This is a genomic window from Massilimicrobiota sp. SW1139, assembly GCF_012027715.1.
Taxonomy (GTDB): Bacteria; Bacillota_I; Bacilli_A; order Erysipelotrichales; family Coprobacillaceae; genus Allocoprobacillus; species Allocoprobacillus merdigallinarum.
The window spans coordinates 1-23441 of sequence record NZ_SJOR01000011.1 but is presented as its reverse complement, the minus strand read 5'-3'; the positions used below and the strand labels follow the sequence as shown (position 1 = coordinate 23441).

Sequence of the window (23441 nt, the reverse complement as noted above, 5' to 3'; positions counted from 1 at the left end):
TAAAAAAGTTTTAGGTCATTAAAAAAGTACCTAAAACTTTTTATTCAAATAAAGTAAATCCTAAATAATAAATCAGTTCATGAAACATCTTTGTGTTAAATCCATAACAGATACAATCATCCTGTGTACCATCCCAATCATTATTCAATTGATCTAATAAGGGTTGAACTTGATCTGGTGTGATATCGTCTGTTGCATAAAATTCACTATGATCTTTAAGACCAGCATATTCTCTGGCAGGTGAAATAGACAATGTTGGTCTTATTTGGTAAAGTAAATCTTTAATCAGTTTTTCATCTTTTTCATTTTCACTTGAAATAATAACATGAAGTCTAAAAAACATAATATCCCTTCTTTCTAGGATATTTTAACATATTTTTGGTAGATGAAAAGATGTATTTCATAAAAAAATAGTGTATAATAATTCTTCAAGGTTGGGAGGTTCAATGATATGAAAAAAATTGTGATTGGCATATTGGCACATGTTGATGCAGGAAAAACAACGTTGTCTGAAAGTATGCTTTATCTTTCAGGACAGATACGACAATTGGGACGTGTAGATCATCAAGATACATTTTTAGATTATGATATGCAGGAACGTCATCGTGGCATTACTATTTTTTCTAAACAGGCGATGTTTCCATGGAAAGATACACAGTTTGTTTTGATAGATACACCAGGCCATGTTGATTTTTCAGCTGAAATGGAAAGAACTTTACACATTCTAGATTATGCGATTATTGTGGTCAATGGAATGGATGGTATACAGTCACATAGTGAAACAATTTGGCATTTATTAGAACATTATCATATTCCCACTTTTATTTTTATGAATAAGATGGATCAGACAACTTATTCTCGTGAATACTTATTTCAAGAATTGACAGAAAAATATCATGAAAACTGTTTAGATTTCTCGATGCCAGTAACACAGCTTTATGAAAATCTGGCTCTTGTTAATGAAACATTGTTGGAAGAATATATGGACCATCAAGTGATTGATTTGGGACATATTCAAGAATGTATTATGAAAAGACAAATTTTTCCAGTGTTCTTTGGCTCAGCTTTAAAAAATGAAGGGGTCAGCGCTTTTTTAGATTTACTAGATACCTATACCATAGAACCAACATATAAGGATTCATTGGATGGCTTTGTTTACAAAGTGAGTCATGATGAACAAGGCAATCGTTTAACACATATAAAAATAACTGGTGGAACATTGCAAGTGAAAGAAAAGATTCATGATGAAAAAATTGATCAGATTCGTTTATATGAGGGACCAAAATATACGTTGCTGCAAGAAGCAAAGGCAGGAGATGTGGTTGCTTTAAAAGGTTTAAAAAGTTTTCTTCCAGGAATGACACTTACAAATCAGACATTCACACAACCCGTGATGATGCCTTACATGACTTATCGTGTTGTTTTATCTCCTCATTGTGATCAGCACCAAATGTTAAAGAATTTACAGACTTTAGCTCAAGAAGACCCAACATTACATGTAACATATATGTCACAGACACAGGATATCTATGTTCAATTGATGGGTGAAATTCAAATTGAAGTTTTACAAAATATCATTCGTGAAAGATTTCATGAGGAAGTCAGTTTTGATCATGGTGAAATCTTGTATAAAGAAACACTTAGTGAACCAGTGGAGGGCGTTGGACATTTTGAACCATTGCGTCATTATGGAGAAGTCCATGTCTTATTGGAACCACTTGCTCAAGGGAGTGGTCTGGTTTATGAAAGTCAATGTACAACAGACCAACTGCCATTACAGTATCAGCGTTTGATTATGACACATTGCCAAGAAATAGAACATCCAGGTGTTTTAACAGGAGCTTCTATAACTGACATAAAAATCAGTTTAATAGCAGGGAAAGTTCATCAAAAACATACCGAGGGTGGTGATTTAAGAGAAGCTACATATCGTGCGATTCGTCATGGGTTAAAAAGAGGAAAATCTATTTTATTGGAACCATATTATGATATTCATATTCATATACCTAAAGATGCGTTGAGTCGTGTTTTGTATGATATGGAAAAAAGACACACCAAAGTGAGAATTGAAGAACAGATTGATAGTATTGATTTATATGGTGAAGGACCAGTGGCCTGTTTACAAGATTATCAGCAAGAAGTGATTGCTTTAACAAAAGGCAAGGGACGTATGATCTGTCATATGAAAGGATATTTTCCTTGTCATAATCAAGAAGACATTATAAAACAAAAAGGATATGATAGTGAAACAGATCAGGCTCATCCAACAGGTTCAGTCTTTTGTCAACATGGAGCAGGTTTTTATGTGGCATGGGATGAAGTTGAGCAATATATGCATATTCCTTATCAATATACAAAAAATAAAAATACGCATCATACATATCATGATGCACCACAATATCAAAATGAAGATGAAGAATTGGATGCTATCTTTCAAAGAACATATGGACCTATCAAACGTCGTTTAGCTGATGATTATTATCGTCAGCATCAGCCTCAAGAAACATCTATGAGTGTTAAAATGAAACCTGAATGCCTTTTGGTTGATGGATATAATGTTATTCATTCGTGGCCAGAACTCAAAGATTTGGCAAGCACAAACTTAGGTGTTGCACGTGATCGACTGATTGATATACTCAGTAATTATCAGGGGTATAAACAATGCCTTATGATTATTGTTTTTGATGCTTATAAGGTGAAACAGAATCTAGGGAGTCAAGAAAAGCATCATAATGTTTATGTTGTTTATACCAAAGAAGCTCAGACTGCAGATATGTATATTGAACGTGTGACCCATCAATTAGCAAGTGATTATCGTGTTGTTGTTGCAACTTCTGATGCTTTGGAGCAGTCCATTGTCATTGGACGAGGAGCACGTCGTATGTCGTCACGAGAACTGGCTTTAGAAGTGAAAGCTGTAACGGAAGAACATTTTCATGAATTTCAAAGAAAACAGCCTCAAAACCATGAGTTTTTATTAGAAGATGTCAAAGATTATCATAAATAAAGAACCGTAGACGAAAGCCTACGGTTTTAAAATAATTGTAGAAAAATGCCTATAATCGTTGCACTTACAAACATGATAAGAACAATTCTTAAAATGTCTTTTTTATTATCATACATACGTAACAAGACAAGTAAACCAAGTCCTGTACTCGTCATAAGTCCTGCAAATAAAGAGCCAAAGCTTAAGACCTGATCAAGATAGAGCTGTGATAAGATGACACTTGCAGCACAGTTAGGAATAAAGCCAGTAAGAGCAGCGATAACAGGTTGAAAAATAGAACCATGAACTAAAATATAGTTCAATGTATCTGCACCAATTTCTTCAATCAGCCATGTTAATGCAAAATTAACAATAAAGACAAAAACAAAGATTTTGAAAGTGTGTAATAAAGCTAAATAAATAATACCATGTCCATGTTCTTCTTCTTTACAGTGTTCATGTATATCATGTAAGCTATGATTGTTAGAAAGACGATGAGATTGAATTAATCCATCCACCAGATAACCAACAACAATTGCCACAATGATTTTTAAACCAATAATCACAAATAATGTCTGTGCCTGTTTTGGTTGGGCAATTAAAATAGGAATAGCATCATCACTTGTAGCAATAAACACAGCTAACAAAGTTCCTAAACTGATACTTTGATTCATATATAATCCACTGGCAATGACAGAAAATCCACATTGAGGGATGATTCCTAAAAGACTGCCAATCAGTGGTCCTAATTTTTGTGTACGTGCCAAAAGGTTTTCAAACTTCTGATTATTTCTATGTTCAATATATTCCATTAATAGATAAGTTAGAAATAAAAATGGAAGCATAGGTATTAAATCTTCTAAAGAATGTTCAAGTATATGTAACATATTTACCTCCAATAGGTCATTATCATAACATAATAATTTTTAAATTACCAATGAAATGATATGAGAATTTTTATAGGCATATAAGTGGTCAAATGTTTTTATGCTGTGATACAATGCCTTCAAGGATGTGAAAAAAATGGATATGAATGAAGATATGATCACACTATTTTTAGATAAAATAGGTCATCAAAAATTAAAAGATGTTTTTTATAAAATGAATCAGGATTTTGCGATAGGGAGAGAGCATTTACAGCGTCTTTATGAAAAGTGGAGTACATTTTATAAAAATGGTATGACTTCTCATGAAGCCTTGATTAGTTTGATTCAGGCAAGTGATGAACTGACAAGTGTTGAGGAACCTTTCTGGGAAATGATTGCAGGTCGTTTTTTGGTATATGATATCATTTGTCAGGTTCAATGTCGCAATGAAATGCTGGGAATTTCAACTTTTTATCAAAAAATTCAATATTTAACACAAGAAGGATATTATGGAAATTATATTTTAGAACATTATCAATCTGATGAAATTGAAGAATTGTCACAATACATTCAAGATCAACGTAATGAATTATTGAATTATAGTGGTTTAGATATGTTATATAAACGTTATTTGATTCAAGATCATGATCATCATGTTTTAGAAACACCACAGGAAATGTTTATGGGGATTGCGATGCATTTAGCGATGCTAGAAAATGATCGTGTTTATTGGGCAAAACAATTTTATGATATTTTAAGTACACTTAAAGTGACAATGGCAACACCAACAATGGCTAATGCCAGAAAACCATTCCATCAAATGAGTTCATGTTTTATTGATGTTGTTGATGATTCATTGGATGGTATTTATAAAAGTTTAGATCATTTTGCTCAAGTTTCTAAACATGGTGGAGGTATGGGACTCTATTTTGGAAAAGTCAGAGCGAATGGCAGTGATATTCGTGGCTATAAAGGTGCAGCTGGTGGTGTGATTCGCTGGCTGAAACTGGTTAATGATACGGCGATTGCTGTTGATCAGTTAGGTGTCAGACAGGGAGCAGCAGCTGTTTATTTAGACGTCTGGCATAAAGATCTGCCTGAGTTTTTGCAGATTCGTACAAATAATGGAGATGATCGTATGAAGGCGCATGATATTTTTCCAGCTGTCTGCTATCCAGACTTATTTTGGCAATTGGCCAGAGATGATATAGATGCCCCATGGTATATGATGTGTCCTCATGAAATTTATCAGATCAAGGGTTATCATTTAGAAGATTATTATGGTCAAGAATGGCAGGAGCGTTACTTAGACTGTATCCAGGATGAACGTATTTCTAAAAGAGTTATGAGTGTCAAAGAAGTTGTCAGATTGATTATTAAATCGCTGGTAGAAACAGGAACACCTTTTGCCTTTAATCGCGATCGTGTCAATGAAATGAATCCTAATCATCATCAAGGTATGATTTATTGTAGTAATTTATGCAGTGAAATTGCACAAAACATGAGTGCTATGACTTTTTTAGATAAGGAAGTTATGCATGTTGATGGGGAAGAGGTCGTTGTTGAAAAAACAAAACCAGGAGATTTTGTAGTGTGTAATCTTGCATCCTTAACATTAGGAAAAATAAATGTTGATGATGAAGCAGAGTTAAGACATATTATTCATGTTGTTGTGAGAGCTTTAGATAATGTTATTGATTTGAATGATTACCCATTACCATTTGCTCAAATAACGAATCAGAAATATCGTGCCATTGGTTTAGGAACAAGTGGTTATCATCATATGTTATGCCAAAAGGGCATTCCTTTTGAAAGTGAACAGCATTTAGAATTTGTGGATCAGTTATATGAAAAAATAAATTACTATACACTAGAAGCATCATGTTTATTGGCTAAAGAAAAAGGTCGTTATCACGGTTTTGAGGGTAGTGATTATGATACCGGTATGTATTTTCAAAAACGTCATTATCAATCTAAAGAATGGCAACAATTAGAAAACATGATTCATCGTTATGGTTTACGTAATGGTTATTTAATGGCTATTGCACCCACTTCTTCTACATCTATTATTGCTGGAACAACAGCTTCTATTGATCCAATCATGAAAAAATTCTTTATTGAAGAGAAAAAAGGAAGTATGATGCGAAGAGTGGCACCAGATTTAAATCCAAAAACATTCTGGTTATATAAAAATGCACATTATATGAATCAAGAATGGCTGATCAAAGCTGCTGGTATTCGACAACGTCATATTGATCAGTCGCAGTCATTAAATATTTATATGACACAGGAATTTACATTTAGAAAACTTTTAAATTTATATATTTTAGCATATGAAAATAATGTTAAGACGATTTACTATGTAAGAAGTCAATCGTTAGAAATTGAAGAATGTGAATCATGCAGTGCATAGAGGGAGGAATTATGGAATTAAAAGCAAAGGCATTATTTAATGCACAAGGCGATATTGATGTAAGAAAACGTCGTATGATTAATGGAAATACGACGAATCTGAATGATTTTAATCATATGAAGTATCAATGGGTACATGACTGGTATCGTCAGGCAATGAATAATTTTTGGATACCTGAAGAAATCAATTTAACTCAAGATGTCAAAGATTATCGTTTGTTGAAAGATGAGGAAAGACAGGCTTATGATAAAATTCTATCGTTTCTTGTGTTTTTGGATTCTTTACAAACAGCGAATTTACCACACATTGGAGAATATATTACAGCCAATGAGATTAATTTATGTTTAACAATTCAGGCATTTCAGGAAGCTGTACATTCACAAAGTTATAGTTATATGTTAGATACAATTTGTTCACCAGATAAACGTGATGAAATTTTATATCAATGGAAATATGATGAACATTTATTAAAACGTAATCAATTTATTGGTGAACAATATAATGATTTTCTACAGCATAAAGATGCATTTCATTTAATGAAGACAATCATGGCAAATTATATTTTAGAAGGTATTTATTTTTATAGTGGTTTTATGTTCTTTTATAATTTAGGAAGAATGGGAAAAATGTCTGGTTCAGCACAGGAAATACGTTATATTAACCGTGATGAAAATACACATTTATGGTTATTCAGGAATATGATTTTAGAATTACAAAAAGAAGAACCACAACTCTTTGATGATGAAAAAATAGCTGTTTATCGTCAAATGTTAAAACGTGGTGTTGAGGAGGAAATAGCCTGGGCACAATATGTGATAGGTGATCGCATTGAAGGGTTAACCATGACTATGGTCAGTGATTACATTCATTATTTGGGTAATTTACGTGCGACTTCACTAGGGTTTGAACCGCTTTTTGAAGGTTATCAGGATGAACCAGAAGCAATGCAGTGGGTAAATCTTTATAGTCAGGCTAATCAAATTAAAACAGATTTTTTTGAGGCAAAATCAACAGCATATGCCAAATCGAGTGCAATTGAAGATGATTTATAAAAAAGGGGCAGACAAATGATTTTGTCAATGCCCTCTTTTGATCTTTTTGGCTTCTAGCCATAACATATGTAAAACTTCTAAAAGCATATTACGTGTTTTGGGTTTTAATAAAGTGATTTCTTTAATTCCATTCATGATATGTTTATAGGAAATGTGTGATAAATCAGAAAAATTATATAAATTTAAATTGTCAAATAATGAAAACATCGCTTCCACAAACTGATGTTTTTCTTCATAACTTAATTTTTCTAAGAAAAGGATAACTTTAATAGCAAATTGAACACTTTCATATGACAGTTCATCACATTCAAAATGATGGGCATTGATTTGCCATGAATAAGCATTATGTTGCATCATGCCTGTTTCCTGACTTTTGACAACAGTATAGTTTTCTTCATGACCTAAAACAATACCAAAAAATGAATAGTGAGGAATATAGCTATGAATGCGGGGAAGCATGTTTTGGTAAGCCTTTGATTGAATGATTTCATCTTGAAAACCAGGGCCATCAAAATTATCAATTTGAATAATACGATCTTGAACATGCTGATGACAAAAACATCCAGCAAAGATAGCTAAATTGCCACCCTTAGAATGTCCTACTAACCATAATGGACGATGCTGACGGTATTGAAAATGTTTTTTTAAACGTTGCCATATAGAAGGTGCTAGGAATTTATTTTTTAAGTCATGCATCAATGAAGAAGTGATATTCTGTGAGGCAATCTCTTCTAGAAAATGTACAGATGATTCTTGAGCAGGTACAACTTTTTCACAAAGCATTAAAAAATCTTCATGCCAGCCAATCAGTGAATCATCGGTACCACGATAGGCTATCACAATGCGACCATCTTCTAATAATAAAGCCAATGCTGCAAACTGTTTGATCAGTTCTTTATTGACATCATTGACATAGTTTAAAATTTGAATGTTTTGATAACGAGGACTGTGTGCCATTTTTTCAAAAAGTTCATGACTAGGGACAAGAATCTTTTTTAAATTTTCAGGTGTCAATGTGGCGTTTCTTTGTTGATATTTTTGAAAGGCTTGTTGTAAAGTGATGGGTTTTGTGTCATTGAAAATATCATCAAGATAAACATAAGCCAGCTCACTAAATATCAGGGCATCAATTTCATTATAGGGAAATTGACTGGCTAAAAGATCACCACGTAAGTCAACATAATGAAGTATTGTATTAACGTTCATGAAATCACCCTTTCTGTTGATATTGGCAAATATTTTACATGATTTTTTAGGAAAATGCAAACTATAATGGTAGAATGCGTTGATAAAAATGTCGAAATATGATACCCTATCGAAAAGGATGTGTCATAATGAAAAAAATAGATAATAAATATATACGTCGTATTGTATATAGTATTCAATTTTTGATGTCTATAGTTTTACTATCAACGATGTATTTTATTCGTTTTATACCAATGAAATATATGATGATAGTTGGAATTATTCTCATTGCTTTGATGGTGGGAGAATATTTCTTGATTTTCTATAAAAAACAGGGAAGTAAACGTTCTTTATTGACGCAGTTTTTGAGCCTTGTTTTAAGTTGTTTGATGGTTGTTGCTTCATTTTATGTTTATAGAACAGGGCAAGTCGTTGATTTGCTTGGTGATGAACAGTTTCAGACACGTGCTATTTCTGTTATTGTTTTAAAAGACTCACCAATTAAGAATGAATATCAGCTACCTGAACATTTACTTTCACATGTTTCTTATGTGGATGAATCAACAATGGATTATACGGTATCGCAAATAGAAAAAGAAGTGGGACAGATTTCTTTAGATGATTCATCTGATTTTCATCAGCTGGTTACCAAATTATATCAGAAAGATGTTGACGCTATTATTTTAGATGAAGCTTTTAGAAGCTTGGTTGAGCAGGAAAAAGAAAGTTTTTCTGATGATACACGTGTTATTTTTCAGGTTAAACGTGATGAAGCTGCGGTGAATGCGAAAAGTGTTGATGTGACTGAAAAACCATTTTTGGTTTATATTAGTGGTAATGATGAATATGGAGATTTAACGGCTGTATCACGTAGTGATGTGAATATGTTGGTAGGTATTAATCCTACAACCAAGCAAATATTATTGATTAGTATTCCCCGTGATATTTATTATCCATTACATCGAAATGGTGAATATGATAAATTTACGCATACAGGAATGTATGGATTACAGGAAAGTATTGATACTTTAACAGATATGGTTGATCAGGATATTAATTATTATGTGCGTATGAATTTTACATCATTTATGGATATTGTAGATGCATTGGGTGGTGTGACAGTTCATTCTCCAGAGGAATTTACAACCAAGATTGGTGGCTATCAGATTCAAGAAGGAGAAAATCATCTGAATGCCAAGGAGGCATTGGCTTTTGTAAGAGAAAGAAAATCATTTGTTGATGGAGATTTTGCAAGAGGAAGAAACCAGCAACGCATGATTTCGGCTATTGTAAAAAAAGTTTGCTCACCAGCAATATTAACATCTTTTTCACAAGTTTTGGATACAATCAGTCAAAGTATTGAAACCAATATGCCAAGTGACGAAATGAATGCGCTTGTTCAAATGCAGTTATCTCAAATGCCAAATTGGGATATTCAGTCTTATCAGATTATAGGTGATAGTGCTTCTATGCCATGTTATTCAGTGGGAATGAATGCATCTGTCATTATTCCTAATGAGTTGTCTATTACACAGGCTAGTGATTACATTGATCAGTTGATGGCTAATGAAAAAATTGAAACAGAATTAGGCGATTTGGAACAATAAGAAAGGATTATTATGAAAGATACAATTTTAATATATCGTTTAAGTGATGATATCAAAGGAAAGATAAAAGAAATAGCAAATGAATTAGATATTGATGTAAGAGATATTTCTATACAGCATCTATATCAGAAAATGGGTTATTTATTAAACATGGATGGTTATACATATCAGGAACAGATGTTACCTTCTTCATCTATGGATCAACCTTTTGTTTTCTTTGCTTTAAATAAAGATGAACAATTAGATTTATTATTACAATTGTTTAGAATGAAAGGAATACCACATATTCCTTATAAAGCTATTTTAACACAATATAATGTTGATTATACATTTGCCAGACTTTATCAAAGTGTAGCTAATGAATATCAGCAAATGATGCAAATGAACCTAAAAAAATAGGTTCTTTTTCTATAAAAAAATCCTAAGCACTGGCATGCTTAGGATCACAAGTTAAGTTCATTTTGAGTTTTCTTAATGTTTCTGTATCTTTATTACTTAAAATGACAGTTGAATGAATTTCACAGTCCTTTAATAAAGGAAGAGCTTCTAGACATTTTTTAGCATTCTGGTCTTGAGCTGAAGCAATGGTGAGTGTTAAAAGGACTTCATCAATATCCAATAATGGTGTTTTCATATTTAAATAGTCATTTTTTAAAGATAGAATAGAATGCAGCATAGTTGGTGAAATTAATTCAATATCTTGTTCAATACTAGCTAAATATTTTAATGCATTTAACATAGCTGCACTGGAAGCACGTAATAATGATGATGTTTTCCCACTGATTAAATGACCGTCATTTAATTCTATTGCGCAGACAGGACCTTGACGTGTCTTTGCAACTTCTCTGGCCACAATGGCACATTTACGGTTTTTCGCATCGACACCTGCCTGAGATAATAACATCTGCATTTTTTCTAAAGACTGATCATTGATTTTACCCATTAAATAATCAACTTGCGCATGATAATAACGACGTACAATTTCACGACAGCTGGCATCTTTAGCCGCTTCATTATCAATAATTGCATAACCAGCCATGTTGACTCCCATGTCAGTAGGAGAAGCGTATGGTGATTCTCCAAAAATTTTCTTAAACATTGTATTTAATACAGGGAAAATTTCAATATCACGATTATAGTTGACAGTTGTTTCTCCATATTTTTCAAGATGGAAAGGATCAATCATATTGACATCATTCAAATCAATGGTTGCTGCTTCGTAAGCAAGGTTAACAGGATGTTTTAATGGTAAGTTCCAGATTGGGAAAGTTTCAAATTTTGCATATCCAGCACGAATGCCATGAAGATGTTCATGATAAAGCTGAGATAGACATGTTGCCATTTTTCCTGAACCAGGACCTGGAGCAGTCACAACAACTAATGGCTTTGTCGTGATAATATAATCATTTTTACCAAATCCTTCTGGTGAAATAATATGATCAACATTATGAGGATAATTTTCGATAGGATATTGCATAAAAACTTTAATGCCACGTTTTTCTAGCTTTGTTTTAAAAGTATCGGCAGAATTTTGATGCTGGTACTGTGTAATTGTGACACTTCCTACATATAATCCAACGTTTTCATATTCATTAATTAATCGAATAACTTCATCATCATATGAAATACCTAAATCTCTTCGCATTTTATGTCTTTCTAAGTCTTTAGCACAAACAGCGATAATCACTTCTACTTTATCTTTTAAAGTTAATAACATCTTTAACTTGCTGTCGGGTTCAAAACCAGGTAAAACACGAGAAGCATGTGTATCATCGAAAAGTTTTCCCCCAAATTCTAGATATAATTTATTGTCGAATTGAGCAATTCTTTCTTGAATGTGTTTAGATTGTAGTTCTACATATAATTCATTACTAAATGCTTTTTTCATTTTCTCTCACTCCTAGTCAACATTATATAGAAAATGGTTTGAAGATAAAGAAAATAATAAAAAAATATTATGTCGATAAATATTGATAATTATAAATAGAGAGGACTTTTTTGATTGTTGTTATTGTGTGGAAAATATGATATATTGTAAAAAAGATAAAAGTGGTAAAGGAGTCTTATTATGTTTAATATGGTCTTTTTAAGAATTGTTTTGAACTTTTTAGTGGGATTTATTTTGGTGTTGGCTGTTATGCCAAAAGCGATTCAATATTTAAAAAAATTAAAATTTGGACAGGTAGAAAGAGAAGAAGGTTTACAGTCGCATAAAGCAAAAGGTGGTACACCAACAATGGGTGGAATTGTCTTTATCTTATGTGCTGTAGTTGTGGTTTATATTTTGAATTTCACTTCGTTAAATAATCCTTATATACATCTTTTAACTTTTTCTTTTGTAGGTTTTGGATTGGTTGGATTTATTGATGATTATTTAATTGTTGTCAGAAAGACAAATGATGGATTGAAACCTTTATATAAATATACATTACAATCAGTTGTGGCCATTGCTTTTTATATTTTAGCTAAGTTTTTTATACCTGGATTTGATACTGCAATTTCTATCCCTTTATTACATATAGAAATTGATATTGGATGGTTATATCCTATTTTGGTATATTTTATGTTTACAGCAGGCAGCAATGCGGTGAATTTAACAGATGGATTAGATGGTCTAGCAACAGGACTTTCGATGATTGCGATTTCTGTTTTTGTTATTTTTGCGATTATGAATAAAGATTATGACATTGCCATCTATGCTATGGCAGTGGTGGGAACATTACTAGGATTTATGTGTTTTAATTATCATCCTGCACGTATTTTTATGGGAGATACTGGTTCATTAGCTTTAGGTGGATTTTTAGCGGCTTTGGCTGTATTAACACGTCAGGAACTTCTGTTTATTTTAATTGGTGGTGTTTTCTTGATTGAAACTTTATCAGTGATTATTCAGGTTGTATCTTTCAAAACAAGAGGCAAACGTGTGTTTAAGATGGCACCCATTCACCATCATTTTGAAATGCTTGGATGGAGTGAACAACAAGTTGTTATTTCATTTTGGTTTTTAGGTTTTATTTGTGGAATTATTGGGATTGTTTTAGGAGTTATGTAATATGTTGAACGGGAAAAAAGTTTTAGTTTTAGGATTGGCTAAAAGTGGTCAAGCAGCAGTCGAATTATTGACTGCATTACATGCAACTATCACAGTGAATGAATATGCTAGTCGTGAAAAGATTGCTTGTTATGATGAATATGTGCATCGTGGTATCGAGATGATTACAGGAGGACATCCACAAGAACTGTTTGAAAGAGATTTTGATTTTGTTGTGAAAAATCCAGGAATTAATTATCATAAACCATTTGTTTTAAGGTTGAAAGAAAGAGGAATTCCAGTTTATACTGAAATTGAACTGGCTTATCAAGTTGCTAAAATGCAAAATTATATTGCTATTACAGGAACAAATGGGAAAACAACAACAGTGACATTAATTGATGAGATTTTAAAACATGCCCATCATTTGTCTTGTTTGGCAGGTAATGTGGGTATACCTTATTCCTCTTGTGTTCTAGACAATGATTTGCTTCATCATGATGGGTATGATGTGGTTTTAGAAATGTCTAATTTTCAATTATTAGATATTGAAAAGTTTCATCCACATATTTCTACAATTATAAATCTGACTCCAGATCATTTGGATTATATGGCTTCACTGGATGAATATTATGCTTCTAAAACACGTATTTATATGAATCAAGATAAGCAAGATTATTTTATTGAAAATTTGGATGATGAAATCTTGCAGAGTTATTTAAGAAAATATCCTGTTTTGGCTCAAAGAGTGACTTTTTCTTTAACCAAACCAGCTGACTGTATGATTCAAAATCAAGCGATTTATTATAAAGGAAATCATGTGATTGATTTGGATGAAATAAAAATAGTAGGTGATCATAATATTCAAAATATGATGATTGCCATTATTGCCTGTGCATTAAGTCATGTGTCTTTATCAGATATCCATGATACTTTGGCTTCTTTTCAGGGAGTAGAACACCGTATAGAATTTGTAAGAGAATATCACGGTGTTAAATATTATAATGATTCTAAAGCGACAAATACAGATGCAGCGATTATTGCTTTAAAAGCTTTTAAACAGCCGGTTATATTATTAATGGGTGGTCATGAAAAAGGTCTGGATTTAACAGAGATGTCATCTTATGCTTCAAAGATCTCAACGCTTATTTGTTTTGGGGAGGCAAAGGAAAGATTTGCCAGAGAAATGCATGTAGACAATACAATTGTTGTTGAACATATGAAAGATGCTGTTTTAAAAGCTCAACAAATATCTCATGAAGGAGATGTTGTATTATTATCCCCTTCAACAAGTTCATATGATGAATTTAGTGGATATGAAGAAAGAGGGAGAGTTTTTAAACAGATTGTTAATGAATGGAATTCATAGTTGAAAGAGTTTGTAAAAAAGTCAAAATCATTGTGACTATGACTTGATGTATGAAAAATATGTGATAAAATGTGAGTGCTTGCTCGGAGGGTGAGCCATTCATGAGAAATGGTGAGCTGGATAAGGCTACAGGCTGAAATGCCTGTTTCTTATCCAGTTTTTTATTTCTATAAAAAAGGAGGATTATATGGATTTTATTCACGGAAAGATAAGACCTATCTATTTTAAATATTTGGCTGCTGCTTTTGGAAGTGCATTAGTCACTTCTATTTATTCAATTGTAGATATGGCCATGGTTGGACAATATCAAGGTCCTGATGGAACAGCTGCTTTGGCGGTGGTTGCTCCAATATGGAATATTATTTATAGTCTTGGCTTGTTAATGGGAATAGGTGGAGCAGTTATTTTTAGTACAATTAAAGGACAGGGCTCTCAAAAAGATGATGAAGCAGGGGAAGTTTTTACGGTTTCAGTGATAGGATCTATATTATTAGCTTTACTATCATGGCTTGTTATTGTTGTTTTTGATCAGCCGTTATTAACATTTTTTGGAGCTAAAAAAAATTTACTTCCACTTGGTTTAAGTTATCTCAAACCGATTCAATTCGTTGTGCCATGCTTTTTGTTTAATCAGATGTTAGCAGCGTATTTACGTAATGACAATGATCCGGCTCTTGCAACGGCGGGTGTCCTTTCTGGTGGGATATTTAATATTTTTGGAGATTATGTTTTTGTATTTGTGTTTGATATGGGAATTTATGGTGCAGGGTTGGCGACTGCTATTGGAGCAGTCATTTCGACACTTGTTATGCTCACTCATTTTTTAAAAAAGAGCAATACCTTAAAATTAGTCAGACCAAAACATTTTATGGCCAGATTATCTCAAATAACGGTGACTGGTTTTTCAACATTTTTTATTGATGTGGCTATGGGAATTTTAACAATCTTATTTAATCGTCAGATTATGAAATATTTGGGAACAAATGCTTTATCTGTATATGGTATTATTGTGAATGTTTCAACTTTTGTGCAATGTTGTGCTTATAGTGTGGGACAGGCAGCGCAACCTATTATTTCTGTTAATTTTGGTGCCCATCAACCTCAACGTATTCAGGAAGTTTTAAAATATGCACTTATGAGTGTTGCGTTTTTTAGCCTTTTATGGACAGCATTGTCTTTATTTGCGCCAATGCTATTTGTTTGTATTTTTATGACGCCAACACCTGAAATTATGAAAATAGCTCCTTGGATTATAAGATGTTATGGTTTATCATTCCTTTTATTGCCTTTTAATATTTTTTCAACATATTATTTTCAGGCTATATTAAAACCAAGAAGTGCTTTTATTGTTTCAGTTTCTAGAGGATTGGTCATCAGTGGAGTCTTGATTTTAATCCTGCCACTTATAAATCCTAATGCTTTATGGTTAGCTATGGTATTGACAGAAATCATTGTAGCTATTTATGCTGGTGTATCAATGATTAAATATACATGCCATTTATCAACACAATGAAAAATCTATAGATAAGAAGATGCGAAGATGTATCTTCTTTTTTTGTCTTTTTTTCATATAGTAAAATGATGGAGGTGCCACCATGAAAACAAAAAAAATCACGATTTTAACAATCATCATTGTCATTATAGGATTAATAAGTGTTTATAGTTCTTCTCATATTTGGGCACTTTATAAATATGATGATGCTTTGTATTACATCAAAAGACAAATGATTTTTGCTGTTTTAGGTTTTATAGCCATGTTTGTGACTTCACGTATTGATTATCATCTTTACAAAAAATATTATAAGTTTATTTTAATCATCTGTTTTCTTTTATTAATTCTTGTCTTAATACCAGGTTTAGGGGTTGTCAGAGGTGGGAGTCGCAGCTGGTTTAATTTTGGTGTTTTTGCATTGCAGCCAAGTGAGTTGTTTAAAATTGGTATTATTATTTTTAGTGCGGTTTATATGGAAAAGCATTACTATCATATGAAAAAAATCAGATATAGCCTGCCAGTTTTACTTATGATGGGACTAGGTTTTTTGTTGATTATGTTACAGCCGGATTTTGGGAGTGGTGTTGTTATGGCATGTAGCGTCATTGTGATGATGATTGTTTCGCCATTTCCCTTTCGTTATTTTGTGGGATTAGGAATACTGGGAGTCATTGGAATTGTGATTATGATTTTATCTGCTCCTTATCGTATGGAGCGTATATTGTCTTTTTTAAATCCATTCCAGGATCCATTAGGCAGTGGCTTTCAGGCTATACAGGCTCTATATGCCATTGGACCAGGAGGATTATTAGGCGCTGGATTTGATAAAAGTATTCAAAAACATTTTTATTTACCAGAACCTCAGACAGATTTTATTTTTGCGATTATAGCAGAAGAATTTGGCTTTATAGGGGGAATTATTGTGATTGGATTATATACCAGTCTATTTAAGACGGTTTTAAAGGTGAGTCAAAATGTACCTGATTTATTTGGTAGCTTTTTGATGATAGGAATTATTTCGATGATTGGTATTCAGACTTTAATTAATCTGGGAGTTGTGGTAGGATTATTTCCGGTGACGGGTGTGACCTTACCATTGATGTCATATGGTGGTACAAGTTTAGTTATAACATTAATGAGTATAGGAATTTTAATTAATATCTCGAAATCTTGTCATGATATGTTATAATGTGAATTAGGAGTGGTGAGAAATGAAAATAATTGTAAGTGCAGGGGGAACAGGTGGACATTTGTATCCTGCTTTAGCCCTTGTTGAGTATATCAAAACACAAGATGCCAATGCTAAATTTTTATTTGTTGGAACAACTGATCGTTTAGAATCACAAATTGTTCCTGAACTAGGATATCAGTATCGTGGATTGGCAGTTAAAGGATTAGTTGGTAATCCTTTACAAAAGTTAAAAAATGCTTTTATTTTTATGAAATCATTAAAAGAATCAAAACAAATCTTGAAAGAATTTCAACCAGATATTGTTATTGGATTTGGAGGTTATCCAAGTGCTTCTATTGTTATGGCAGCTTCTCGGTTGAAAATCCCTACAATGATTCATGAACAGAATTCTATTATTGGTTTAACAAATAAAGTTTTAATAAAAAGAGTGAATAAGATTGTATGTTGTTATCAAAAAGCGTATAATGAATTTCCAAGCAATAAGACTGTTTTATTAGGGAATCCACGTGCTAGTGTGGTGACGCATCAGGAACTTAAAGATATTCATGATCTTTATCACATTCCTGCCAAACGTCAGACAGTTGTTATTGTGATGGGAAGTCTAGGTTCATCATCAGTGAATCGTGTGATGAAAGAAGCATTGCGACAGATGCAATATGACGATTATGATGTTATTTATGTTACAGGTAAAAAATATTATGATGAAATGAAAGAGGAATTAAGTGATTTAAATGACTCGATTCACTTGGTCAATTATATTGATGATATGCCTAGTTTGATTTCGAGCTGTGATATTATTGTTTCACGTGCTGGAGCGACAACACTTGCTGAAATTACAGCTTTAGGGGCAGCTTCTTTGATTATTCCTAGTCCTTATGTTGTAGCAAATCATCAGGAATATAATGCTCGAGAACTTGTGAATGCAAAAGCAGCGCGAATGATCTTGGAAAAAGATTTAACAGCGGATCGATTTGTTAGTGAAATTAGATATTTATTAAAAAATCAATCAGTATTAAATTCGTTAAAGGCTCATGCATGTCAATTAGGAAAACCACATGCTTGTCAAGATATTTATCAGGAGATTTTAAAGACATTAGAAAGGAAATAAGCATGGATTTTGAAAATATATTTTATGATTTAGTAGATTTGCAGTTAGGTGAGATTTTAGAAAATGAACCCTTATATAAACATACAACATTTAAAGTAGGTGGACCTGCCAGATTATTTGTTTATATTCAAGATGTTGAAGCTTTAAAAAGAGGGATTCAATATTGTCGTCAGCATCAAATTAAGCATATGGTGATTGGTAGAGGATCTGATCTTTTGTTTTCAGATAAAGAATATGAAGGTGTTATTTTTTCATTAAAGAATTTAGATAAAGTTCATTTCAATGGTGTTGAAATTCGTGCTCAGGCAGGTGTGAGCATGATTTATTTAGCGTATGAAGCTGCCAAAGTAGGGCTATCAGGCTTTGAGTTTATGGGAGGTATTCCTGGAACTATTGGTGGTGGCGTGTATATGAATGCCGGTGCATATAAATATTGTGTTAGTGATGTTTTTACTTCTGCAATTATTTTAAATGATAAGGGCGAACTAGTGACTTTAAATCGAGAACAGATGGAGTTTGATTATCGTACGTCTATTTTGCAAAAACATAAAGATTGGATTTTAATTGAAGCAACATTTACAATGAATTCACGTGATCCTAAAGATATTATGCATGTTCTTGATAAGCGTAAAGAAAAACGTATGGCAACACAGCCATGGAATTTTGCAAGTGCAGGAAGTATTTTTAGAAATCCAGAACAAAAACCAGCATGGCAATATATTGATGAATGTGAACTGAGAGGTTATGAAATTGGAGGTGCTCAGGTTTCACCTAAACATTCTAATTTTATTGTGAATAATGGATATGCGAGTGCTAAGGATATTTTAGATTTAATTTTACTTGTAGAAAAGAGTGTATTTAATCGTTTTGGTGTGGAATTAGAAAAAGAGGTTATATTGATTAATTGGGAGTAGGTGATATGTATGTCCCAGCAACAATATTATTATAATGAACATGATGAAAATCAAGTGTTACGACTGAGGAGAGATAAACGTAAACGTAAATTAAAGCGTAAGATTAAAGTGGTGTTGATTCTTTTTGTAATGCTGCTGATTGTTGGCTATTTTGTAAGTGATATATCTCGTGTACATGATATTAATATAACAGGGTTACAGGAAGTTTCCAAGGACGATATTGAAAAATCAATTTCGGTTCATGAAGGAGATATCGTTTTGTTTGTCAATACTGGAAAAATAGAAGATGAGATAGCTAAAATGCCCTTCATTAAAAAGGTAAAGGTGACAAAATCGTTGCTAGGTTCTGTTCAAATAGAAGTAGAAGAAGCTCAGAAAGTCGCATACTGTGTCATTGATAAAAAAACATATGTTATTGATGAATTGGGAAATGTCAGTGAAACAGATGATAAAGAATTGATTGCATCATTGCAATCTACACCACAAATAACAAAGTTTAAAGATTTACAATTATTAAAAGAATTTGCAAAGGAATATGTGGATATTCCAGAAATTATAAAAAGTCAAACGAGTGATATTATATATGATCCTCAAAAAGCTGATGAAACACGTTTGAAATTCATTATGGATGATGGTAAGATTTTATATCTGCGTATTGAAGACATGGTTGAACAATTAAATAAATTCGATTATGAAGCAAATAAAGAAGTTTATAAAGATAAATGTGTTTTTAGTTTTGAGGGAAACTATGTTTATATGAAAGATTGTGAATAATGCATCTGTTGGTGCATTATTTTTTTGATTTGTAGTTCTCTTTTTCGTCATTTATATATTTTCTTATGAAAAAAATTATGGTACAATAATAAAGAAGTATTTTTTGAAGGAGAATCGTATATGAAGAATATCTATGCTGTATTAGATATAGGAAGTGCAACGGTAAAAATGCTTGTTGGTGAGGTTGTAAGTGCAAATATAAATGTACTTTTTGCCAAGAAAATCACAAGCCATGGAATTCGTAAAGGACAAATTGAAAATATGCCTGTTGTTGTGAGTGAAATCAAACAATTGGTGGATGAAGCTTCAAAGGCTTTAGGGGCAACTATTTCAAAAGTCGCTTTATGTATACCGTCTTTTCATGCCTGTATTTATCAAAGTGATGGAATCACAAAAGTCAATTCTCCTTTGGATCAGATTACAAGTGAGGACATTGTACGTGCATTAAAACTTTCTAAACGTTTTGCGTTAAAAGAGGATGAAGAAGTTATTTCAGTCATTCCAGCAATGTTTTATTTGGATACGAAATCAATGAAAGATATTCCTATTGGTGAAAAATCAGCATCATTAAAAGTAGAATCGTTAGTGATAACGACAAAGAAAAAATTGCTTTATAGTTATATTAATGCTGTTGAAAAAGCCGGAGTGGAAGTTTTAGATATTACAATTAATGCTTATGCGTGTGCTAAAGAGGCATTTGATGCTGTTTATCTTCAAGAAGGTGCTATTTTGATTGATATTGGATATCGTAGCTCAACTGTTGCTTTTTTTGAGGATGGTTATTTAAAATATATTGCTCAAGCCCATGTTGGTGGTTATGATTTGACGCGAAAGATTGCGACATCATGGCAAATTCCAATGGATAAAGCTGAGTTATATAAGGTCAAATATGGTACATGTGATCTTCATATTGGTGATGAAGATGTCATCCATACGACAAGTCAAAATGATATAGAAAAACACTTTACTCAAAAGGATCTGGCTCAGGTCTTAACTGATGGTGTTCAGGAAATTATGGAAATCATTAAAACAAAAATCGAAGTGATTAATGATGGAAGAAGTTATGAAACTGTTATCGTTGGTGGCGGTGGAGAGTTGCCTGCTATTGATGAAGTGGCAACTCAAGTGTTGAATAGTGCTGTAAGAACATATCGTCCTGATACGATAGGAGCACGAGATATGTCATTTGTTTCTTGTCTTGGTATGATGTATTATTTAAATGACCGTTTAAAGATTTTTGGTCAAATGGATTCATCTCTTGTTTTACCAGATATTTCTAATACAATGAGTATTAGATTTAAAGGTTTGACAAAGACAAAAACTGCTTATAATTCGGATACAAAGAAAAAAGGAAAATTGACAAAAGTCATTGAAAATTTATTTAGTGAAGAAGATTAATATAAAAGTGAGGATAGAAATATGGATGGGAATTTAGATTTTGTTCAAGTTGCAAAAATTAAAGTCATTGGTGTTGGTGGCGGAGGCTGCAATGCTGTGGCAAGAATGGCTAAAGATGGTGTCAAAGGTGTTGACTTTTATGTTGCCAATACTGATGCACAGATTTTAAAAGGAATTGATATTGAAAACAAAATTGTTTTAGGTAAAGAATTGACACATGGTTTAGGAGCAGGTGGTAATCCAGAAGTTGGACGTAAAGCTGCTTTAGAAACTGAAGAAGAAATCAAGTCAGCTTTATCAGGTGCTAATATGGTTTTCATTGCTGCTGGTATGGGTGGTGGAACTGGAACTGGAGCCGCACCTGTGGTTGCAAAAATTTCACGTGAATTAGGTGCATTAACAGTTGGTGTTGTCACATCACCTTTCACATTTGAGGGACCTAAAGTTTTAAGACAGGCTAAAAGTGGTTTGGCTGAATTAAGAGAAAATGTGGATTCTATTATTGTTGTTTCTAATGATCGTCTATTAGAAGCTATTGGTCGTAAACCAATGGGTGAAGCATTTAGAGAAGCAGACAATGTATTAAGACAAGGGGTACAGACAATTACTGATTTGATTGCTATTCCGGCATTTATTAATCTTGACTTTGCTGATGTTTCATCAGTTATGAAAGATAGAGGTTCTGCTCTTATTGGTATTGGTATGAGTGATGGTGAAAATAAAGCAGAAGAAGCTGCTATGCGTGCTATTTCATCACCATTATTAGATGTATCTATTGCAGGTGCAAAAGATGCAATTGTTAATGTTACTGGTGGAACAAATATTACTTTATATGATGCAAATACGGCTCTTGCAACAATTAGAGAAGCGGTAGGTAATGATGTCAATACTGTTTTAGGTGTTGCTATTAATGAACAATTAGATGATCAAGTTATTGTAACTGTTATAGCAACTGGATTTGAAGATGAAGAAGAACCTGCACCAGTTAAACAGACATCTTCATTTGAATCTGTTGTGAAACCATCAATGTATGATGATGACGATGACGACGATGATGTGCCAGCTTTTTTAAGAAATCGTAAATTATAAGCTAACAATTTGTTAGCTTTTCTTTATATGGAGGTACAAGATGAAAAAAATAGGTTTTATTGGTTTTGGAAATATGGCGAGTGCTATTGCTTTAGGAATAATCAATGCAAAATTTTTGAATGCAAATGAAATAATAGCGTATGATATTGATGAGAATAAAGCAGAAAAAATGTGTTCTTATCACATTGATGTGGCACATGACATTGATGAATTGATCGCATGTAGCGAATTCATATTTGTTGGGGTAAAACCTCAAGTTGTTGAGTCTGTATTAGACCCGTATATTCAAAAGTTAGAAAATAAAGCGATCATTTCTATTGCATTGGGATATGATTTTGATAGATATCAGACATTTTTAGATGATTCTACACGTCATATTTTTGTTATGCCAAACACACCGGTTCGTGTTTTGCAGGGAATGTCATTAATTGAAGAGAAACATTCATTAAAAGATCAAGAGTTTGAATTTGTTAAAAATATGTTCAGTGCCATTGGGCAGGTAGAGGTTGTATCATCACATTTAATGTCAACAGCTGGAACATTGAGTGGATGTGGGCCAGCGTTTGTCTATATGATAATAGAGGCGTTGGCGGATGGTGCTGTGAAAGAAGGTGTTCCAAGAGAAATGGCCTATACATTGGCATCTCAGACATTAATGGGCGCTGCTAAAATGCAATTGGAAACACATTTGCACCCTGGAGTTTTAAAAGATCAAGTATGTTCACCTGGTGGTTCAACAATTTGTGGTGTTGAAGCATTAGAAGATGGGAAATTGCGAGCTACTTTAATATCAGCAATTTCTGCAGCAGTACATTATCAAGAAAAGAAATAGTTATAGTTGTTATTATGATTGAAATAGGAAGCTCATTCCGATTAGGAGTGGCTTTTTTTGTAGAAAAATAGCTAAAATACCATCAAAAAACAAAAAAACGAAAAAAAGTAAAAAAAAGACTTGCAAAGGTAAA

19 protein-coding genes are annotated in these 23441 nt (G+C 32.7%); 15 read left to right on the top strand and 4 right to left on the bottom strand.

Translation table 11 applies throughout. The features are described 5' to 3' along the window. Positions 1 to 40 precede the first annotated feature (40 nt). Positions 41 to 343 (bottom strand): hypothetical protein, encoded by a 303-nt coding sequence (locus tag E0K96_RS07535; protein ID WP_168082315.1) that lies wholly within the window; start codon positions 341 to 343, stop codon positions 41 to 43. Positions 344 to 451: 108 nt separating this feature from the next. Here E0K96_RS07535 and E0K96_RS07530 point away from each other — a divergent pair, with 108 nt between their 5' ends. Further along, complete coding sequence (locus E0K96_RS07530) at positions 452 to 3007, top strand: translation factor GTPase family protein (RefSeq protein ID WP_168082313.1); 2556 nt, start codon at positions 452 to 454, stop codon at positions 3005 to 3007. A 26-nt stretch (positions 3008 to 3033) separates the two neighbouring features. On the opposite strand, the gene E0K96_RS07525 is transcribed toward E0K96_RS07530, so the two are convergent. Next, complete coding sequence (locus E0K96_RS07525; protein WP_087297346.1) at positions 3034 to 3873, bottom strand: putative manganese transporter; 840 nt, start codon at positions 3871 to 3873, stop codon at positions 3034 to 3036. A gap of 136 nt (positions 3874 to 4009) precedes the next feature. On the opposite strand from E0K96_RS07525, the gene E0K96_RS07520 reads away from it, so the two are divergent. Then, on the top strand, positions 4010 to 6265 hold the full coding sequence (locus tag E0K96_RS07520; protein WP_168082311.1) for a ribonucleoside-diphosphate reductase subunit alpha: 2256 nt from the start codon (positions 4010 to 4012) through the stop codon (positions 6263 to 6265). Positions 6266 to 6276: 11 nt separating this feature from the next. Further along, a complete protein-coding gene (locus E0K96_RS07515; RefSeq protein ID WP_087245659.1) occupies positions 6277 to 7317 on the top strand; it encodes a ribonucleotide-diphosphate reductase subunit beta in 1041 nt (346 codons plus the stop codon). A 24-nt stretch (positions 7318 to 7341) separates the two neighbouring features. Here E0K96_RS07515 and E0K96_RS07510 read toward each other — a convergent pair whose 3' ends face one another. Next, positions 7342 to 8523: an Mbeg1-like protein gene (locus E0K96_RS07510; protein WP_168082309.1), complete on the bottom strand. Its 1182-nt coding sequence runs from the start codon at positions 8521 to 8523 to the stop codon at positions 7342 to 7344. A 128-nt stretch (positions 8524 to 8651) separates the two neighbouring features. Here E0K96_RS07510 and E0K96_RS07505 point away from each other — a divergent pair, with 128 nt between their 5' ends. Next, positions 8652 to 10109 carry an LCP family protein gene (locus E0K96_RS07505; protein WP_168082307.1) on the top strand — a complete coding sequence of 486 codons (1458 nt, stop codon included), beginning with the start codon at positions 8652 to 8654 and terminating at the stop codon, positions 10107 to 10109. 12 nt (positions 10110 to 10121) lie between these two features. Then, entirely contained in the window at positions 10122 to 10508 is a 387-nt protein-coding gene (locus E0K96_RS07500) for a DUF3783 domain-containing protein (protein WP_168082305.1), read from the top strand. Between the two features lie 22 nt (positions 10509 to 10530). On the opposite strand, the gene E0K96_RS07495 is transcribed toward E0K96_RS07500, so the two are convergent. After that, positions 10531 to 11997, bottom strand: a complete 1467-nt coding sequence (locus E0K96_RS07495; RefSeq protein WP_087305023.1) for a DUF1846 domain-containing protein — start codon at positions 11995 to 11997, stop codon at positions 10531 to 10533. A 180-nt stretch (positions 11998 to 12177) separates the two neighbouring features. Here E0K96_RS07495 and mraY point away from each other — a divergent pair, with 180 nt between their 5' ends. The 10 genes from mraY (at position 12178) to proC (ending at position 23308) form a co-directional block, all read left to right on the top strand. Beyond that, positions 12178 to 13161 (top strand): phospho-N-acetylmuramoyl-pentapeptide-transferase, encoded by a 984-nt coding sequence (gene mraY, locus E0K96_RS07490; RefSeq protein WP_087245669.1) that lies wholly within the window; start codon positions 12178 to 12180, stop codon positions 13159 to 13161. 1 nt (position 13162) lies between these two features. Beyond that, positions 13163 to 14509, top strand: coding sequence for a UDP-N-acetylmuramoyl-L-alanine--D-glutamate ligase (gene murD, locus E0K96_RS07485; protein WP_168082303.1), 1347 nt, complete (start codon positions 13163 to 13165; stop codon positions 14507 to 14509). A 187-nt stretch (positions 14510 to 14696) separates the two neighbouring features. Beyond that, positions 14697 to 16022, top strand: a complete 1326-nt coding sequence (locus E0K96_RS07480) for an MATE family efflux transporter (protein WP_168082301.1) — start codon at positions 14697 to 14699, stop codon at positions 16020 to 16022. An 82-nt stretch (positions 16023 to 16104) separates the two neighbouring features. Further along, positions 16105 to 17190: a putative lipid II flippase FtsW gene (ftsW, locus tag E0K96_RS07475; protein ID WP_168082299.1), complete on the top strand. Its 1086-nt coding sequence runs from the start codon at positions 16105 to 16107 to the stop codon at positions 17188 to 17190. Between the two features lie 22 nt (positions 17191 to 17212). Then, complete coding sequence (gene murG / locus E0K96_RS07470) at positions 17213 to 18301, top strand: undecaprenyldiphospho-muramoylpentapeptide beta-N-acetylglucosaminyltransferase (RefSeq protein ID WP_087936607.1); 1089 nt, start codon at positions 17213 to 17215, stop codon at positions 18299 to 18301. Between the two features lie 2 nt (positions 18302 to 18303). Then, entirely contained in the window at positions 18304 to 19215 is a 912-nt protein-coding gene (murB, locus tag E0K96_RS07465; RefSeq protein WP_168082297.1) for a UDP-N-acetylmuramate dehydrogenase, read from the top strand. Positions 19216 to 19224: 9 nt separating this feature from the next. After that, the gene (locus E0K96_RS07460) at positions 19225 to 19989 is read left to right on the top strand and encodes a cell division protein FtsQ/DivIB (RefSeq protein ID WP_168082295.1); all 765 of its coding nucleotides are present in this window, start codon (positions 19225 to 19227) and stop codon (positions 19987 to 19989) included. 120 nt (positions 19990 to 20109) lie between these two features. Continuing rightward, the gene (gene ftsA, locus E0K96_RS07455; protein ID WP_087245985.1) at positions 20110 to 21387 is read left to right on the top strand and encodes a cell division protein FtsA; all 1278 of its coding nucleotides are present in this window, start codon (positions 20110 to 20112) and stop codon (positions 21385 to 21387) included. A gap of 21 nt (positions 21388 to 21408) precedes the next feature. Continuing rightward, on the top strand, positions 21409 to 22476 hold the full coding sequence (ftsZ, locus tag E0K96_RS07450; protein ID WP_087245983.1) for a cell division protein FtsZ: 1068 nt from the start codon (positions 21409 to 21411) through the stop codon (positions 22474 to 22476). Between the two features lie 40 nt (positions 22477 to 22516). After that, the gene (gene proC / locus E0K96_RS07445; protein ID WP_168082293.1) at positions 22517 to 23308 is read left to right on the top strand and encodes a pyrroline-5-carboxylate reductase; all 792 of its coding nucleotides are present in this window, start codon (positions 22517 to 22519) and stop codon (positions 23306 to 23308) included. The last annotated feature ends 133 nt before the right edge of the window (positions 23309 to 23441 follow it).